The sequence below is a fragment of the Agrobacterium tumefaciens genome, from assembly GCF_031801495.1.
Taxonomy (GTDB): Bacteria; Pseudomonadota; Alphaproteobacteria; order Rhizobiales; family Rhizobiaceae; genus Agrobacterium; species Agrobacterium tumefaciens_K.
On sequence record NZ_JAOEGC010000001.1, the window covers coordinates 1,504,564 to 1,521,848 of the forward strand.

Here is a 17,285-nt window from a genome sequence, read left to right on the forward strand (position 1 = left end):
AATCACTCACAAGGCATGCCATCTCGAATCAAAAGTTCGTTTTCTTTCTTTTGACATTCGTTTCGTTTTCGTTTTTATGATTGCTGTCTTTCAACCGCCGGTAACGCAGAGTCCGGCATTGGCGTGGATGCAGCATGTCTGGCGAAAAAACATATGATCTCCCATACGACCTTTTCGTGATTGGCGGCGGTGTGAACGGTTGCGGGATTGCTCGCGATGCAGTTGGCCGCGGTTATACGGTTGCGCTGGCGGAAAAGGGTGATTTTGCGTCCGGCACGTCTTCGGCTGCGACGAAGCTGATCCATGGCGGTCTGCGTTATCTGGAACATTACGAATTCAGGCTGGTGCGCGAGGCGCTGATGGAGCGCGAGATTTTGTGGGCCATGGCACCGCACATCATCTGGCCGATGCGTTTCGTGCTGCCGTTCCAGAAGGGCGGTGTGCGCCCGGCCTGGCTGATCCGGCTTGGCCTGTTCCTCTATGACAATCTCGGCGGTCGCAAGCTGTTGCCCGCGACGAAGACGCTGGACCTGCGCCGCGACCCGGCCGGCAAGCCGCTGAAGCCGGTGTTCGCCACGGCGTTCGAATATTCCGACGGCTGGGTGGATGACGCCCGTTTCGTGGTCCTGAACGCCCGCGACGCGCAAAACCGTGGCGCGACGATCCTCAACCGCACCCGTGTCGTCTCGGCGCGGCGCGAGAACGGCCTGTGGCGCATCGAGACACTGGACGGCAAGACCGGGCAGACGGGCGTTCATACGGCCCGCATGCTGGTCAATGCGTCGGGTCCGTGGGTGGATACGGTGCTGTCAGGCGTGTTCGGTCGCAACAACGTGCACAATGTGCGGCTCGTGCAGGGCAGTCATATCATCGTGAAGAAGAAGTTTGCCGATCCACGCGCCTATTTCTTCCAGAACCCGGATGGGCGTATCATCTTCGCCATTCCCTATGAGCGGGATTTTACCCTGATCGGCACGACCGATCGGGATTATGACGGCGATCCGGCGAGCGTGCGCATCAGTGCGGAAGAGACGGCCTATCTGTGCAATGCGGCGAGCGAGTATTTTGCCGAGCCGGTGAGCGAGGCGGATATCGTCTGGACCTATTCGGGCGTGCGTCCGCTGTTCGACGACGGCGCTTCGAAGGCGCAGGAAGCGACGCGTGATTACGTGCTGAAGGTCGAGAGCGCGGCAGGCGAGGCGCCGCTTCTCAACGTGTTCGGCGGCAAGCTGACGACCTATCGTCGGCTGTCTGAACATGCGCTGGAGAAGATCGGCGAGGCGATCGGGGTCAAGGGCAAGCCGTGGACGGCGGGTTCGCATCTTCCGGGCGGCGACTTTGCCACGAACGGCTACGAGAGGCAGGTCAAGACGCTGATGCAGCGCCATCCGTTCCTCGATCTTGTTCATGCGGAGCGTCTGGTGCGCAATTACGGCACGGACGCCACCCGCATGCTGGGCAACGTCTCCAGCCGTGCGGGGCTGGGCCGCCACTTCGGCGGCACGCTGTACGAGGTGGAGGTGCGCTGGCTCATCGAGCACGAATGGGCCGTCACCGCAGACGACATCCTCTGGAGACGGACAAAACAGGGGTTGAGGTTGAGCAAGGAGCAGATCGCGGCTCTGAGCGACTATCTGCGTGTACCGGAAATGGCGTGATTCACGCCGAATCGGCGTTGCGTCCCGCTTTCTGCAGGATATCAGCCGTCAGAATGTAATCGTCCGCGGCTGACAGGGCGAGGTCCATGTGGCCCTCGAACACCAGTGCGGGTTCGTCTGGACGGATGCTGATTTTCGGCATGCCGCCAAACCGGACGGCCTGCGATTGCGCGAGACCATCCTTGAGCCCGCTTTCCAGTAAATCGAAATAACGCGTTCCCGGGCCTGTCAGGAAAACCGGCATATGGCCGTGCAGGCTGAACAGGCGTGAAAGGCCGTTGCCCAGTGCCAAGCCGGCCGTGCGGAAGGCCAGGCGGGCCATGCGTCCTCCCGCGCGCGCGGCGGCAGCAATCTTGTCCACCTCGGCAACGGGTACGAACTTCGCCGGTTCGGCATGCGGCGGCGCTTCGAAGGCCGAGCGAAGGATGGCGTAGAAGCCGCTATAGGCTTCAATGCAGCCTCTGGTGCCGCAACGGCAGAGCGCACCATCGGCAAGATGCAGCATGTGACCGAAGTTCGGCGCGCTGAGTTCGACTATATCGCCCGCCCGGCGGGCAATGCCAAGGCCGATACTATGCCCGAGGGATAAGGCGACGAGCGCTTCCGGGCCACCATCGCCATTCGCATGTTCCCGCATGCGGATTGCTTTTGCAGCCAGCAACGTTTCGTTGTTCAGCGTCACGCGGACGCTACCATCCTCACCCAGAAGCGCCTGGAAATCGATCTGCTCGTCGCCAAGGACCGGGGACCATTTGAGTGCCGCAGACGCTGTATCCACAAGTCCCTTGCTGCTTATGGAGATCTGCAGGATGGAGCGCCGGGAAATGCGTGAACGTTCTGCCAGCCTGTCCAGCCCGGCCACGATTGCGCGTCCGAACGCTCCGCGCTCGGTGACGCGCCGCTGTTCGGAAAACCGGTCCACCAGTTTTCCGGAATAATCCACGAGGGAATATTGAACGCTGTCGGACGAGATGATGACGATGGCGACATGGCAGAATTCGCCGCGCGGACCGAACAGGATGCGCGGCCGCCCACGGCCGGCGGCATTCTGCTGTTCCTTGCGCAGGATGAGGCCGGCGCGCTCAAGATCATTGGTGATGGCGGAGACGGTGGCAGACGCAAGCCCGGTGAAGGATGAAATATCGGTATGTGACAGACTGCCGTGATGGCGAAGCGCCGTCAGCACCGAAAGGCTGTTTTTCTGTCGCACCAGTTCGGTACTTGCAATGGCGGACATCTGCCGGATCTGCTCCCTGAGCGGCCTGTTCTCGTTGCGTCTGCGGGCATTCCCATGGCCTTCGTGAAGCGTGAGATTGCTGCTCGCAGCGGTTGTTGACAGCCTGCGGAATCTCTGACATTAATTTTCTCGACTGTCGAGAAAATTGTGAAATCACAGCAATCGGCAGATTTTTCGGGCGGTTTTCCTGCATGGAGGTGCGGGCGTCGCCCTTACCGGGAGGACATCATGAATTCATTTGCCAAGCTTCTGGCGGGTACAGCCGTGCTCGTCTCTCTGCATACGGCTGCAATCGCGGCCGATCTCGTCGTGGGCGTTTCCTGGTCGAATTTCCAGGAAGAGCGCTGGAAGACCGATGAGGCCGCGATCAAGGCCGCATTGGACAAGGCCGGTGCGAAATACATTTCCGCCGACGCCCAGTCTTCTGCCGCCAAACAGCTCACCGACGTCGAGTCGCTGATTTCGCAGGGCGCAAATGCGCTCATCATTCTCGCGCAGGATAGCGATGCAATCGGCCCCGCCGTCGAGAAGGCTGTTGCCGAAGGTATTCCGGTTGTCGGTTACGACCGCCTGATCGAAAATCCGAGCGCCTTCTACATCACCTTCGACAACAAGGAAGTCGGTCGCCTGCAGGCTGCCGAGGTGTTCAAGGTGAAGCCCGAAGGCAACTATGTCTTCATCAAGGGCTCGTCCGCCGATCCGAATGCGGACTTCCTGTTCGCCGGTCAGCAGGAAGTTCTCAAAGCTGCCATTGACGGTGGCAAGATCAAGAACGTCGGCGAAGCCTATACCGATGGCTGGAAGCCAGAAAATGCCCAGAAAAACATGGAGCAGTTCCTGACCAAGAACAACAACAAGGTCGACGCCGTTGTTGCTTCGAATGACGGAACGGCGGGCGGTGCCATTGCGGCACTTGCGGCCCAGGGTCTTGCCGGCTCCGTACCGGTTTCTGGTCAGGATGCCGATTTCGCGGCGCTCAACCGCGTTGCGCTCGGCACGCAGACGGTTTCCGTCTGGAAGGACAGCCGGGAACTCGGCAAGGAAGCTGCAGGCATCGCGCTTGAACTGGCCGGTGGCAAGAAGATGACGGAAATCAAGGGTGTGACAGCCTTTGATGGCGGTCCGGAGAAAGTGAAGATGCAATCGGTCTTCCTCAAGCCGGTTGCCATCACCAAGGACAATCTGAACGTTGTCATCGATGCGGGCTGGATCAAGAAGGAAACGGCTTGCCAGGGCGTGAAGGCCGGAACGGTCAAAGCCTGCAACTGAGAATAAAAGTCCGAGCCTGGGCGCTGCGCTGCAATCTGTGGCGCGGCGCCTTTCAGACGTGAGGAGGACCGGCAGTCCATGGCCGAAATTACCCAATCCAATTCCACCACGCCTTCCAGACACGAAAAGTCCGGCTCCATTGCGCGCTTCATCAGCGCGACCGAGCTGGATACCCGCCTTCTGGGCATGGTCGGCGCACTACTTCTGATCTGGATAGGATTTCATATCCTGTCCGGCGGCCTATTTCTGACGCCGAGAAACCTCTGGAACCTGTCCGTCCAGACTGCCTCTGTGGCCGTCATGGCGACGGGAATGGTGCTGGTCATCGTGACCCGCAACATCGATCTCTCGGTCGGTTCCATACTCGGCTTTTCCGGCATGATCATGGGCGTGACGCAGGCGGAAATCCTGCCGCAGATCCTCGGCTTCGAGCATGGCGCTACATGGATCATCACGTTGCTTGTCGGCATTGTCGTGGGTGGCGGCATCGGCATGCTGCAAGGCTCGATCATAGCCTTCCTCAACGTGCCGTCCTTCATTGTCACGCTCGGCGGCCTGCTGGTCTGGCGCGGCGGCACATGGTTCATCACCAGCGGCCGCACGGTTGCGCCGATGGATTCGACCTTCCGCCTGATGGGTGGCGGCACCAGCGGTTCCATCGGTGCGACGTGGAGCTGGATTGCGGCTATCGTCGCGTGTCTTGCCATTATTGCGGCGATCCTGAATTCCAGGCACCAGCGTCGCCGTTTCGGGTTTCCATTGCGCCCCGTCTGGGCGGAGTATTTTCTGGCGGCACTTGGTTGCTTCATCGTTGTCGGCTTCGTCGCCATCGTCAACAGCTATCCCTGGCCGGTCAACATCGCCCGCAACTACGCGGATGCGAACGGTATCGCATGGCCAGAGGGGGGACTGTTCATCTCCCACGGCATCGCCGTTCCGGTTTTGATGGCTCTGGCTGTCGGTGCGGTGATGACCTTCATTGCTACGCGTCTGCGCTTCGGGCGTTATGTGTTTGCCATCGGCGGCAACCCGGAAGCGGCGGAACTGGCGGGTATCAAGACCCGCTGGGTCACGGTCAAGATCTTCACGCTGATGGGCGTTCTGTGCGCCATCGCGGCGGCGATCTCGACGGCTCGCCTCAATGCTGCCACCAACGCGCAGGGCGAACTGGACGAGCTTTATACGATCGCCGCGGCGGTCATCGGCGGGACGTCGCTGGCTGGTGGCGTCGGCACGATTGCGGGCGCGATGCTCGGCGCGCTCGTCATGCAGTCGCTGCAATCCGGCATGGTGCTTGTGGGCATCGATACGCCGTTCCAGCGCATCGTCGTCGGCGTGGTCCTAGTCGTTGCCGTCTGGCTCGACACCATCTACCGCGCCCGCGCCAAGTAAAAACCGAGGAGAAACCCATATGGTGGAACAAGTCACTCCCCTCGTGGAAATGCGCAACATTTCCATTTCCTTTGGCGGCATTCATGCGGTCGAGAACGCCTCCGTCGATCTTTTCCCCGGAGAAGTCGTGGCGCTGCTGGGACATAATGGTGCCGGGAAATCGACGCTCATCAAGATTCTTTCCGGCGCATACCGGCGGGATAACGGAGAAATCCTCATCAACGGCGAGGATGCGGATATCCGCAATCCGCGCGACGCCAAGAAGTATGGCATCGAGACGATCTACCAGACGCTTGCCGTCGCCGATAACGTCGATGCTGCCGCCAACCTTTACCTCGGCCGCGAGCTGAAAACGAAATGGGGTACACTGGACGATGTGGCCATGGAAGCTTCGGCGCGGGAGGTCATGGGGCGGCTCAATCCCAACTTCCGACGCTTCAAGGAACCGGTGAAAGCGCTGTCCGGCGGCCAGCGGCAGTCTGTTGCGATTGCCCGCGCCATCCTGTTCGATGCCCGCATCCTGATCATGGACGAGCCGACGGCAGCGCTCGGGCCGCAGGAAACCGCGCAGGTGGGCGATCTCGTCAAGGAATTGAAGCGGCAGGGAATCGGTATCTTCCTCATCAGCCACGATATCCATGACGTGTTCGATCTGGCCGACCGGGTTTTCGTGATGAAGAACGGCAAGGTCGTCGGCCATGCCCGCACGCAGGATGTGACCAAGGATGAGGTTCTGGGCATGATCATTCTCGGCAAGGTTCCGGCAGGTGCCGTACCAGGGCCGGGGGCCACCTTGGCTTAGTGCAGGCTCAAGCCGATGCGGCGTTTGAAGGCGATTTGACGGGAGAAAAACGAGCATGGCAGCCGGTGAGGTATGCTGCCGGCGTTTTGCAAGAGTGGCACTCCAGGGCAACAGAAACTGATCTTGAGGCAAAATATGAGGGGGCCAAAATCGCAAGGGCTCCCATCATATGCCCCTGCCATTTTTTGTTGTATGAAAGGGAAGCGTAATCAACGCGATATCGGTTTCCGACATGCAAGTAGCGAGTGCCATCCCGTAATGCTGAATATCCTGAGGAAATTGCTGACTCGGGAGAGCCGCACGGCCTCCGCGGTATCGGGGCGGCGTCGGATCAATCTCGGTGAGACGCTACCCCCATTTTCCTTATACGCCATCGGCGACGTGCATGGCTGTCTCGATCTGTTGCTGGACGCCGAACGCAAGATTGCGAATGACCTCCAGCTGACCAATGGGCGAGGGCTCGTCATAATGCTGGGAGACTACATAGATCGGGGTCCGGATTCCGCCGGTGTGATCTCTCATCTTCTGGCAAAGACACCTGAGAACGTGAAACGTGTTTGTCTCTGCGGCAATCACGAGAGCGCATTTCTTGGCTTTTTGCGGGAACCTTTGAAAAATTTGTGGTGGCTGGACCTGGGCGGCCGGGAAACTTTGCGCTCTTACGGAATTGATCCGGATACGTTTCCGGATCGAGGAACACGCCCAAGTCATGAATTGAAACATGCTTTGTCGGAAGCCATTCCCGCCGAGCATGAATATTTTCTTGCCAGTTTACCCATAGCGCTGAGTGTCGGACGATATCTGTTTGTCCATGCCGGCGTGCGCCCGGGCGTGCCTTTCGATGCGCAATCTGACGAGGATCTGATGTGGATTCGCGAGCCATTTCTAACTCAGGGCCCAAGGTTGCCTGTGACCGTGGTGCACGGGCACACACCGATAGAAGCGCCTCGGTTTGAAAGTGGTCGAATCGGTATCGATACGGGAGCTTTCATCACAGGTCGCCTGACAGTGCTGAAGATCAAGGAGAGCGGCCCGGTCCTCCTCATTTAATATATCCTGCCCTTTTAGGTGGATTGGTAGTGTGAGGATTGTGGAGTAAAGTAAGTCTCCCAAAACGATTTCGGTAAAGGAAATCGAAGCAAAGACACGATCAGGTCGGCAATTTGCTATGTCGGCATCATGGTGAGTTCTGCGTATTTATGGTGCTTGCAGCAGGGCTGTTACGCCGCTTCATTTATAGGCTTCACAATCCTGTAACAACGGCCCTAATATATGAAGTGCAGATGCCGAATCGGTCAGGAGACGCCCTTGACGATTGCAGTTTCACCACAGGCCCTGCCGGCGCTCGTTCTGAACGCAGACTACAGGCCACTGAGTTATTACCCCTTGTCGTTATGGTCCTGGCAGGACGCGATCAAGGCCGTATTCCTAGACCGTGTGAACATTATTGCCGAGTACGATCACGCGGTTTCATCCCCCAGCTTTTCCATGAGGCTGCCGAGTGTCGTCAGCCTCAAGACCTATGTGCAGCCAACCCGCAACCCCGCCTTTACGCGCTTCAACGTATTCCTGCGTGACAAGTTCGAATGCCAGTATTGCGGCTCTCGGGATGACCTGACGTTCGACCACGTCGTTCCGCGCGCCCATGGCGGCGAAACCACCTGGCACAACGTCGTTGCGGCGTGCTCCCCCTGTAATCTGCGGAAGGGCAGCAAGCTTCCGAGACAGGCAGGTATGTTCCCTTACCAGAAGCCTTTTCAGCCGACGGTCCAGGATCTGCACAATAACGGGCGGCTGTTCCCGCCGAACTATCTGCATGAAAGCTGGATGGACTACCTTTACTGGGATACCGAGCTACAACCTTGATTTTTGAGCGTTTCCTTTCGGGAAACGCTCCGGGTTGCAGTCAGGCTTATCCGATCAGGCTATTTTCCGGCTCGCTCCGAAGAATGCGACGGCTGCGAGAGCGACGCTTGCGATAACGTTCCATCCCGCGAAGGACAGGCCGAGCACCCGCAGTGCTGCTTCGTTGCAGGACGGAGCCTTGATGGCATTCAGATTGCCGAGAAGGTCGCCTGCATTGGTGGTGATCGAGGGCGCGCCGGTCGCGCAGGTGATCGGTCCGGCCCAGAAACCCCACTCCACGCCAGCGTGATACACGCCCATACCCGCGCCGATCAGCATAGCGATGCCGATGAGAACGAGGAGCACGCGGGTAATTTGGGCGGGAAGCCTGAAGATGCTTGCTGCGACCGTAAGAATGCCGACCGGGATGGCATAATAATAAGGATCGCGCTGCAAAAGGCAAAGCGCGCAGGGCGTATAACCGCCAATATGCTGGAAACCGAGTGCGGAGCCCACGGTGAAGATCATTCCTGCCGTGACAGCCAGTGCGGCGAGCGTGCGGATGTTGTCTGCGGACGTTGCATTTGCCATGTAATTTTCCTCAAACTTCGCGAAGAAGCGATACCCAGAACGGGATCAAAGAAGGCGGGCGCGATGGCGGAATTAAGTCAGTCATCGACTGGCGCGTCTCCTTGCTAAGTGGAATTGTTTTGCCGGGCATCTTCCCGCCAGGATCGGAAGCGATTGCCTCGACCGTGCCTTCGGGTATGCCCTTCGCCAATCGCCTCTGCCCTGTCGAAAATCGGCTCCGGCAGAACGATTCCATTTAGCAAGGATACGCCCTAGCCGTCTAATCCAGTCTGAAGCCGCTTGCAAACGAAAGCCCCATGACGGTTCGTCGCAGCGTGAGCAAAGTTTCGTGAAGTTGCCGCTTGGCATCGCAAGGCCGCCGGATTGAAGGCGTCATATATTGCTGCCGTGTTCGGCAATGATCGCCATGAACTGCGCGCCGTATTGTGCGAATTTTCGAGCGCCCACCCCCGATATCGCAAGCATTTCCGTTTCGTTTGTGGGCCGATCGGTCGCAAAGGCGATAAGCGTCGTATCCGGGAACACGACGTAAGGTGCGACACCCAGAGACTTGGAAATCGCCAGCCGCTCTGCCCGCAATAGCTGGAACAGCGCTTCGTCTTCTGCCGCCATGCTTGCCCTCGCCGCGGAAGCGGCAGGCTTGCCACGTTCGCGTTTGCGAACGGCGTCGACCGTGTCCCGGCGGAGTATAACCGCGACTTCCTTCTTGAAGACACCATGGGCCGACGGCTCCAGTTTCAGCGCTCCATATTCGTCATGAGCAACGCGGATATAGCCGAGCGCCAGGAGCTGTCTGATGACGGACTGCCATGCATGAACAGACAGTTCCTTTCCAACCCCGAAAACGGCAAGCTCATTGTGTCCGAATTTTTGGGTCCTCTCCGTTTCCTTGCCCAACAGAACGTCGATGACATGTGCCGCGCCGAAGCGTTCGCCCGTGCGATAAACGGCGGCCAGGGCTTTGATGGATGGCTCGCTGCCGTCCCAGGTTTCGACGGGATTGTTGCAGGTATCGCAGTTCCCGCAGCACGCAGAGGTCGCTTCCCCGAAATGCGAAAGGATGGCCTTCCTTCGGCATCCGGCAGTTTCGCAGATGCCTAGAAGTGCGCTGAGTTTGGCTCGCTCGATGCGCTTTATCTCGTCTGTCGCCTGTCCTTCATCGATCATTCTCTGGCGCTGGACGATGTCCTGCATGCCATAGATCATGAATGCTTCCGAGGGCAGACCGTCGCGACCGGCACGGCCCGTTTCCTGATAATAGCCTTCGACGGAGGAGGGGAGGTCAAGATGGGCGACGTAACGCACGTTCGGTTTGTTGATGCCCATGCCGAATGCAACTGTGGCGACCAGGCAGAGGTCTTCCTCCATCCTGAATGCATCCTGATTGTCCGCCTTGATGGCCGGATCCATTCCCGCGTGGTACGGGCGCGCCTTGATGCCGTGATCGTTCAGCCACGCCGCTGTCTCTTCCACTTTCCGGCGTGACAGGCAGTAGACGATGCCACTGGAGCCATCGTGACGCTGAAGGAACCGCAAAAGCTGGGCGCGCGCATTGTCCCGTTCCGCAATATGGTAGCTGATATTGGGACGGTCGAAGCTGTCAACGAACACTGCCGCATTATCGAGGTCCAGTTGGCGGATGATGTCATCACGGGTATGAGGATCGGCGGTTGCCGTAAGCGCAATGCGCGGCACGCCGGGATACAGTTCCTTCAGCTTTCCGAGGCCAAGGTAATCCTTGCGGAAATTGTGACCCCAACTGCTGACACAGTGGCATTCGTCGATTGCGATCAGGGATATCGGTACATTGCCGAACAGATCGGCGAAACCGGGAAGTACGACACGCTCCGGTGTCACGTAGAGAAGCTTGAGCTTTCCGGCGCGAAGCCTGGATCTGACCGCGCGTGATTCCTCCTCGGATTGCTGCGACCAAAGGCACTCGGCCTCGATGCCCAAAGCCTTCAGCTCTTCGACCTGATCCCTCATCAATGCGATGAGCGGGGAAACAACAACCGTCACGCCGGGAAGGCACACACCCGGCAGCTGGAAGCAGAGCGATTTGCCTTTGCCGGTGGGAAAAAGCACCAATGCATCGTTGCCAGCCATGACATGGTGGATCACATCCGCCTGCTTCCCCCGAAACGCAGGATAACCCCAAATCCGCTGGAGTGCATCGAGAAGCTTATCGCTCCCGTTTCCATTGAAAAGAGTATCGGTTGCGGGCGGTCTTTGAGCGTTTTGCATCTGTATGCCATCGAAGGGGTGGTTGCCGGAGCGGCAAGCGAGAAGCCTCGCGGGGACGCGTGGTTTAGCGATCATTCAAGATGGCGCATTTATCACGATTCGGGGACGGAAGCAGTCAAGGAAAGCTATTGCAGGTCGCCATCAGTTTGATCCCGGTCGCCGCAATCTTCTTTGATTTTCTGAAAAATCCAGTAAAATCAATATGATTTCCTGGTAATGGTACCCCAAGCCGGGATCGAACCAGCACTCCTTTCGGAACCGCATTTTGAGTGCGGCGCGTCTACCAATTCCGCCATTGGGGCAACGGTGGTAATGCAACGGCGTCTATCACGCTCCGGGGGCGGCGCGCAACCCCAAAGCGGGTTTATCTGCGCGATTCCCTTTGTTTCTACAGGGCGAAATGAGCCGTCGCCTTATGGCGAAAAAGCAGGGCATTTTATGCCCTTTGTCCATATAGGGACAGTCGCAACCTCGGGTTAATACTATATTAGCAACCATTAATAAATTGGAATATGCGCAATCGCTAATTGAAGTATTATGGTGTTGTGGATTGTCCATGTGGGGGCGCGGGACGGCCTTAAACGCATTCAAGGAGGAAAAGATGCGGTCGCTTTCTCGCAATTTGATGTTGTCCGTCTGTTTGATGCTGCCTATCAGCGCTCACGCGCTCGATATCAGCGTCGGCGGCGAAAATGGAGTGAATGCCAGCGTTGGTGGCAATGGCAGCGGTGGGCTGGGCGTTGATGCCTCGGTTGGCGGCAGCGGTGGCGTCAACGCCAGCGCCAGTGTCGGCGGTAATGGCGGTGGCGGCCTTGGCGCGGATGTGAACGCTTCCGTCGGTGGCAGCAACGGAGTGAACGCTGACGTCAACGCCTCTGTGGGCGGATCGGGTGGTATCAATGCCGGCGTGAATGCCTCCGTTGGCGGCTCCGGCGGCCTTAATGCCAACGTTGGCGCCAATGTCGGTGGATCGAGCGGCGTTGGTCTGGGCGTCGGGGTTGGCGTCGGCGGCACGACGACACCAGGTACTCCGGGAGCGCCGGGATCGGTCAATCCGGGTGGCGTTCCTCCGGGCGTCATTCGCGAAGCCATCCGCTCCTATAACGACATGTCGCGCACCGACCAGATCAAGCTGGCGCGCCGGTGCGTCGATATTCTGGGTGGCGGATACGATGCGGCGCTCACGCAACTGTGCAAGATGATCCGTACGGCATCGCGGTAACGACGGTAAAACCCCAGGATGGGATGGAGGGCGCCGCAAGGCGTCCTCCTTCTTTTTGGGTCCCGGTTACTTGCGACCGAGAGACAAGATTTTCTGGCGAAGACTGCGGGCGAGATTGCGCGTGCTGCGATACATCTCGACATGGCTCGAAACCTGCCGCACGTCGCGGTCGCTGTTCTGGGTCAGGCCGACGATCAACGTGCCCATCTCCTGCCGCTCCTTCCAGAAACGGCTCATGATGGGGTGGTCCGGAACCGCGCAGCTGTCGCTACGAAGGATGTTGGCGTCATCCAGATGCCAGTCGGTCAGTTTCTGGATCAGCAGCTTGCCGGGCGAGTACTTCGCATAGGATTCGTCGAATGCCGTTTTCCACGTGTAAGCCTCCCCCGCCGTCAGGAATACGACGATGGACGCAATGGCTGTACCGTTCAGGTCGATGGTATGGATGCGCACCGCATCGGCTTCGGCAAGGTTGTTGACGGCTTCGCGTGCGAAGGCTGCGCGGTAACGGTCATTGACCAGAGCTGTGCGCTTCTTGCCCTTCCAGCCGCTTGCCTCCAGCGCCAGAAACTCTTCCATCCGGTAACGGATGTCCTTGACCTGTCGGCTGACCGTATAGGAAACCGCCCCCAGCTTTTCGAGCTGCCGCCATTGGCGCCGCATTTCACGCAGGTGATGCGGTGCAAGCGCCTCCTGCAGATAGGTATCTCCGTCCTGCAGGCTTTCCAGCATCGGTCGCTGGTACGTGCCAGTCATGGTCAGAGGCAGGTTGCGGCTCATGGCGATGGCCTTGACGAGCCGCGAGAAGGGGCCGTCGAGCCGGATATCCGGAAGCACCAGCACGTTTGGAAGCCGCATTTCCTTGTCGGAGAGAGCGTCGAACAGATTGTCGATGGTTTCGGGCGCACCTTCAGTGTCGACCAGCGGCGTGCCAAGCGGGCCGAAAGGGTTCGCCCAGATGCGGATGATCGAAGGTCCGATGGAGAAGCCCGGCTTCTCAACCGTAAATGGCATCAGGAGCCGCATGCGGCTTCGAAGGCCGTTCTCGTCCCGGATCAGCGCAAAGCGCACCGATTTGTCTTCCAGACGTGGCATCGCCGGCGCCAGAAGGCGTCCGGTGAAGAAGACATTTGCTTCCATGACACGGTTGGAAAGGTAATCGAGTTCCTCCTGCATCTCGTAGCCAAGCTTGCCCGGATAGATGCAGAACTCCCGTCCGTCGCGTCCGACACGTTTGCTACTGTCCGCCGTTGGTCGATCCCTCGCAGACGAGGCCACAAGCGTCGCGATTCGCGGGTCTTCGAGATCCGGATTCTTGGGGTCGCTGGACATGGCCACCGTTAAACCGCCTTCCGCGTGTCGTTATTCGCCCGAAGATCGCTGAAGGCAAAAAGCACGATCCCGAGTGTGCGGCGAATAGCGACATGCAATAGCACAGCTTCGATCAGCATGGCCATTGCCGCGGCAGCCGCAGCCCCGTCCAGACCATAGACCGGAATGAGTAACATGTTGAGCGCAATGTTGCATCCGAAGATAAGAATATAAAGAAAAACACACAACTTCTGTTTGCCGGCCATGTTGAGCAGCGTTTCTCCCGGTCCTATCGCGGCCTTCGCCAGAAACCCCGCAAACAGGAAGAACATCAGCTCATATCCTTGGGTGAAGGCGGGGCCGAACAGGGATAGAAGAAATGGACCGGCTGCCAGCACCACGAGCCCCATGAAAAGGGAAGGCCAGAAGGCCCAACGCGCGGCCTGGCTTGCAAAGATTGCCAGTCCCGCCTTGTCGTTTGCGGCGATCAGCGCGGCCAGACGCGGGGCGGCGGCGGCCTGCACGGAAAAGAACACGAACTGCATCAGCACGATGGTTTTCGCGGCGGCGAAGTAGATGCCCACCTGATCCGGCGGCAGATAAAGGCCCACGATCACCACATCGGAATTCGTCATCAGGAAGCCGATGCCGTCGATCAGGAACATCGGAAAGGCGAAACGCAACCAGTGACGGAAATGAATGATGCGCGTCGCACTGCGAAAATGCCTGTTGAGGCGCCGGTTCATGAAGATGAAATGGCTGATCGTGGTGACATAGGTTGCCGCCAGCGCCGTCAGCATCGCCGTCGTTGCTGTCTTTTCTGCGCCAAGGCCAATGGCGGCGAGCATGAAAACGAGGATGAGGACCGGTCGGACGATATAGGTCGGGCTGAGAGCAGAGATGGCCCAGCCGTTTGCCCGCGCAGTTCCGTTCAACACGTCGCCGAGTGCCACCATCGGTAGCGTGAAGAGCGCAAGAAACACCGGCACGACGTAATAGGCGGCGATTGTTTCGCCGAAAAAATACAGAAAGGCGACACCGACCAGCGCCACCACACTGGCGGAAAGCATAGCGAAGATGCGCGCCGTGGAGGTAAGGCCCATGATTTTGTCGTTGGCGTCCTCCAGCCGGTATCCCGGAAGGAAACGAATGACCGTGGCGTGGAAGCCAAGGCAGGAGAGATTGCCGAACAGAATGACCAGCACCCAGACGAAGGCGAATATGCCGTATTCGAATTCACCCATCACGCGGGCAAGAATAATCTGGGAAAAGAATGCGATCCCGGCACTGGCAATACGGACGGCGAAGGCGACCAGCGCCATCCGTTGCGCGCGGGCGACGTCGTCCCGGCCAGAGACAATGGCGTAAAGCTTTTCCAGAACCGGCGCGAGTTTTTTCCGCAGGCCGTCTGGCAGGGCTTTTTCCGCCTTGTTCAGGATAGCCAACATCCGCACGCCATCAGTTCCAGTTGAATGGTGGCTCACTGTAGCAGGACCATCCTTAACGAAGGGTTTGGGGGGCTGACTGCGGCGCTGGACGCCTCCTGTCGGTTGGTCTTTGCACGCCGTTGAACAGGAAGAGTGCCATGTCGCTTTTCCGCAGCGCGCCATGCAGCAACAAAGCGATGCCGATCGTCACGATCACGATGATCGCGAATTCGAAAACGGGCGGCAGGCCGACCATGATGAACAGGATGCCGAGCGCATAGATCAGCGGGTGATGCACGAGGTAGATGGTGAAGGACGCATCCGCCAGCCGTTTCACGAAGCGGTTGGGTCTGTCGAGGTAACGGCAGCAGAGGTCCAGCAGGACGCGACTGGTCGCAATCGCAGCGATTGCCGATGCCAACACCTTCCATGCGGAGGTGCCGAAAGGATGCTGCAGCTGCAACACGACCGACGTCGCGATTGCGGTAATGGCGACAATCGCGGTCAACACGCCCGTCTGCCGATAGCGATGGAAAAGCGCCTTGTCACGGTTCAGCATTGCTCCGATCAGAAAGAACGGCAGATAACGCGCGTAAGGGTCCGAAGCGCGATCGTAGAAATCCAGAATGGCGTTGTTCCGGCCTGCGGCCAGCAGCACGGTGCCGTAGATGGCGAGTTCCCACAGAATTGCGAGCAGGCACACAGCTGTGAGAAACGGCACCGGATATGTGTTTTTGACGTCATCGAATGCCTGTCTGATGAGACGGCCGGACCGTCGCTCCAGCACATACATCAGTGTGGCGAGAAGGGCGGAATAGAAGAGAAGGGCAGGCAGGAACCACAGGTGCATGATCCATCTGGAACTTGGACCAAGCCTCTGTGGCAGGCCGGAAATCGCCTCGCCGAACTTCGCCTGTCCTTTCACGACAGCGGCAATGTCCAGCAGGACCAGTTGCAACGGGCCAAGAAGCAGGATGGCGGCGATGAAGGGGATGCCGAGTCGAAGGAGGCGCGATTGCAGCCACGGGCCATTTCCCTTCCGGTCGATGGCCATGGCGGAAAAATAACCGGCGACCAGAAAAAAGGTCGGCATGCGGAACGTGGCGAGCGCGATGCCGAGCGTGGTCAGAAGCGGGCTTGCCTCGAAATCCTTGAGGCTCCAGGGGAGGGCGTCGCTATAGAGCAGAGAGGCGTGGTAGGGAACCCCCAGCAGCATGAGGCCGGCTCTCAAGGGATCCCAGTAGTGTTCGTGCTGTGTGCTGCCCGCCTGCATTTTCACCCCGCGCTGCAACCGGTCTCGCGCGACCGGCGGCATCTCTGCGCGACTATTGGTGGAAAATACTAATAAACAATTCATGCGCCGGATGCAGCGGGAGGTTGTTTCTGGCCGGGAACCAGTCCGAGAACGAGTGCACATCCGGCAATGATTACCACCGCGCCCAGGAGCTGCATGGCGGTGAGCGGTTCGTTCAGGAAAAAGGCACCGACAAGTACGGCAACGATGGTGACGACGAACTCCACGCTGATCGCCTTCGTGGCGCCGATGCTCGATACCAGACGAAAATAGGTGATGTAGGTCAGGCTGCTCATCATCACGGCCAGAAGCACCAGATACCCGTAGTCCGCGAGGCTTGGCGCGACGGGGACCGGAACGGCGAACAGCAGCGGCAGGGTCATCAGGCCACCGGCCAGAAAGGCGCCGATGGTGATCTCCCACGATCCGATGCCCTTGAGGTGATGGCTGGCGTAGTTGCTGCCATACGCGGCGCAGAAACAGGCCGCGATGGCGGCGGCGCAGCCGAGGAGGAAGGGTGCGGTTATTGGAACGGCGGGAAAACCGACAAGCAGAACGATACCGCCGAAACCGAGAACGAGGCCGATCAGACCCTGCGACGTCATGCGCTCCAGACCCCAGACCTGCGAAATCAGCATCGAGAAAAGAGGAATGGTTGCGACGAGGATCGCCGCCATGGCCGTGCCGATCAGCGGCGTGGCGTAGGAAAGGCCGATAAGCTGGCCCGCCACGGTTGTGGCTCCCACAATTGCGAAGGCCTTCCAGCCGGCGGAAAACTGCAGTTTGCGGCGCGTAAGGCGTGCAATGAGAACGAGCGTCAGGCTGGCGATCAGGCAGCGAAGGGTAACCGCGCCGATCCAGCCGAAGGCTGACACGACGTGCAGCAGGAGCAGGAAAGACAGGCCCCAAGCGAGCGCCAGAAAGATGTAGGCTGCGAGATCACCCGGCTTCATGCTTGAACGGTCCGAAAGTCTGTTTCAAAGGGAAGGCGGA

14 protein-coding genes and 1 tRNA gene are annotated in these 17,285 nt (G+C 58.9%); 7 read left to right on the forward strand and 8 right to left on the reverse strand.

The features are described 5' to 3' along the window. Window positions 1–134: 134 nt before the first annotated feature. The gene (glpD, locus tag N7578_RS07040) at window positions 135–1,658 is read left to right on the forward strand and encodes a glycerol-3-phosphate dehydrogenase (protein WP_311109563.1); all 1,524 of its coding nucleotides are present in this window, start codon (window positions 135–137) and stop codon (window positions 1,656–1,658) included. A 1-nt stretch (window position 1,659) separates the two neighbouring features. On the opposite strand, the gene N7578_RS07045 is transcribed toward glpD, so the two are convergent. After that, complete coding sequence (locus N7578_RS07045; RefSeq protein ID WP_311109564.1) at window positions 1,660–2,895, reverse strand: ROK family transcriptional regulator; 1,236 nt, start codon at window positions 2,893–2,895, stop codon at window positions 1,660–1,662. A 228-nt stretch (window positions 2,896–3,123) separates the two neighbouring features. Here N7578_RS07045 and xylF point away from each other — a divergent pair, with 228 nt between their 5' ends. The 5 genes from xylF (at window position 3,124) to N7578_RS07070 (ending at window position 8,224) form a co-directional block, all read left to right on the forward strand. Continuing rightward, window positions 3,124–4,164 (forward strand): D-xylose ABC transporter substrate-binding protein, encoded by a 1,041-nt coding sequence (xylF, locus tag N7578_RS07050; RefSeq protein WP_311109565.1) that lies wholly within the window; start codon window positions 3,124–3,126, stop codon window positions 4,162–4,164. Window positions 4,165–4,242: 78 nt separating this feature from the next. Beyond that, window positions 4,243–5,556, forward strand: a complete 1,314-nt coding sequence (locus N7578_RS07055) for a sugar ABC transporter permease (RefSeq protein ID WP_311109566.1) — start codon at window positions 4,243–4,245, stop codon at window positions 5,554–5,556. Window positions 5,557–5,575: 19 nt separating this feature from the next. After that, window positions 5,576–6,358, forward strand: a complete 783-nt coding sequence (locus N7578_RS07060) for an ATP-binding cassette domain-containing protein (RefSeq protein ID WP_311109567.1) — start codon at window positions 5,576–5,578, stop codon at window positions 6,356–6,358. Window positions 6,359–6,616: 258 nt separating this feature from the next. Then, window positions 6,617–7,408 (forward strand): metallophosphoesterase family protein, encoded by a 792-nt coding sequence (locus N7578_RS07065; protein WP_311109568.1) that lies wholly within the window; start codon window positions 6,617–6,619, stop codon window positions 7,406–7,408. Between the two features lie 258 nt (window positions 7,409–7,666). Continuing rightward, the gene (locus tag N7578_RS07070) at window positions 7,667–8,224 is read left to right on the forward strand and encodes an HNH endonuclease (RefSeq protein ID WP_311109569.1); all 558 of its coding nucleotides are present in this window, start codon (window positions 7,667–7,669) and stop codon (window positions 8,222–8,224) included. 54 nt (window positions 8,225–8,278) lie between these two features. Here the strand turns inward: N7578_RS07070 and N7578_RS07075 are convergent, their stop codons facing one another. The 3 genes from N7578_RS07075 to N7578_RS07085 form a co-directional block, all read right to left on the reverse strand. After that, window positions 8,279–8,794: a disulfide bond formation protein B gene (locus N7578_RS07075; protein ID WP_311109570.1), complete on the reverse strand. Its 516-nt coding sequence runs from the start codon at window positions 8,792–8,794 to the stop codon at window positions 8,279–8,281. Window positions 8,795–9,166: 372 nt separating this feature from the next. Next, window positions 9,167–11,038 carry a DNA helicase RecQ gene (gene recQ / locus N7578_RS07080; RefSeq protein WP_311109571.1) on the reverse strand — a complete coding sequence of 624 codons (1,872 nt, stop codon included), beginning with the start codon at window positions 11,036–11,038 and terminating at the stop codon, window positions 9,167–9,169. A 217-nt stretch (window positions 11,039–11,255) separates the two neighbouring features. Then, window positions 11,256–11,340 (reverse strand) — tRNA-Leu (locus N7578_RS07085). Window positions 11,341–11,639: 299 nt separating this feature from the next. Between N7578_RS07085 and N7578_RS07090 the strand changes: the two genes are divergently transcribed. Continuing rightward, entirely contained in the window at window positions 11,640–12,260 is a 621-nt protein-coding gene (locus N7578_RS07090) for a hypothetical protein (protein ID WP_311109572.1), read from the forward strand. A 66-nt stretch (window positions 12,261–12,326) separates the two neighbouring features. On the opposite strand, the gene N7578_RS07095 is transcribed toward N7578_RS07090, so the two are convergent. The 4 genes from N7578_RS07095 to N7578_RS07110 form a co-directional block, all read right to left on the reverse strand. Further along, a complete protein-coding gene (locus N7578_RS07095; RefSeq protein WP_311110080.1) occupies window positions 12,327–13,592 on the reverse strand; it encodes a GNAT family N-acetyltransferase in 1,266 nt (421 codons plus the stop codon). A gap of 8 nt (window positions 13,593–13,600) precedes the next feature. Further along, window positions 13,601–15,025: a Wzx-type polysaccharide biosynthesis protein UppV gene (uppV, locus tag N7578_RS07100; RefSeq protein ID WP_311109573.1), complete on the reverse strand. Its 1,425-nt coding sequence runs from the start codon at window positions 15,023–15,025 to the stop codon at window positions 13,601–13,603. A gap of 46 nt (window positions 15,026–15,071) precedes the next feature. Continuing rightward, a complete protein-coding gene (locus N7578_RS07105; RefSeq protein ID WP_311109574.1) occupies window positions 15,072–16,271 on the reverse strand; it encodes an acyltransferase family protein in 1,200 nt (399 codons plus the stop codon). An 80-nt stretch (window positions 16,272–16,351) separates the two neighbouring features. Next, complete coding sequence (locus tag N7578_RS07110; protein WP_311109575.1) at window positions 16,352–17,245, reverse strand: DMT family transporter; 894 nt, start codon at window positions 17,243–17,245, stop codon at window positions 16,352–16,354. Window positions 17,246–17,285: the final 40 nt, after the last annotated feature.

Bases quoted from the DNA above. Each gene is read 5' to 3' on its own strand.
- glpD (WP_311109563.1), top strand. From the start codon at position 135: ATGTCTGGCGAAAAAACATATGATCTCCCATACGACCTTTTCGTGATT.
- N7578_RS07045 (WP_311109564.1), bottom strand. From the start codon at position 2,895: ATGTCCGCCATTGCAAGTACCGAACTGGTGCGACAGAAAAACAGCCTT.
- xylF (WP_311109565.1), top strand. From the start codon at position 3,124: ATGAATTCATTTGCCAAGCTTCTGGCGGGTACAGCCGTGCTCGTCTCT.
- N7578_RS07055 (WP_311109566.1), top strand. From the start codon at position 4,243: ATGGCCGAAATTACCCAATCCAATTCCACCACGCCTTCCAGACACGAA.
- N7578_RS07060 (WP_311109567.1), top strand. From the start codon at position 5,576: ATGGTGGAACAAGTCACTCCCCTCGTGGAAATGCGCAACATTTCCATT.
- N7578_RS07065 (WP_311109568.1), top strand. From the start codon at position 6,617: ATGCTGAATATCCTGAGGAAATTGCTGACTCGGGAGAGCCGCACGGCC.
- N7578_RS07075 (WP_311109570.1), bottom strand. From the start codon at position 8,794: ATGGCAAATGCAACGTCCGCAGACAACATCCGCACGCTCGCCGCACTG.
- recQ (WP_311109571.1), bottom strand. From the start codon at position 11,038: ATGCAAAACGCTCAAAGACCGCCCGCAACCGATACTCTTTTCAATGGA.
- N7578_RS07090 (WP_311109572.1), top strand. From the start codon at position 11,640: ATGCGGTCGCTTTCTCGCAATTTGATGTTGTCCGTCTGTTTGATGCTG.
- N7578_RS07095 (WP_311110080.1), bottom strand. From the start codon at position 13,592: ATGTCCAGCGACCCCAAGAATCCGGATCTCGAAGACCCGCGAATCGCG.
- N7578_RS07105 (WP_311109574.1), bottom strand. From the start codon at position 16,271: ATGCAGGCGGGCAGCACACAGCACGAACACTACTGGGATCCCTTGAGA.
- N7578_RS07110 (WP_311109575.1), bottom strand. From the start codon at position 17,245: ATGAAGCCGGGTGATCTCGCAGCCTACATCTTTCTGGCGCTCGCTTGG.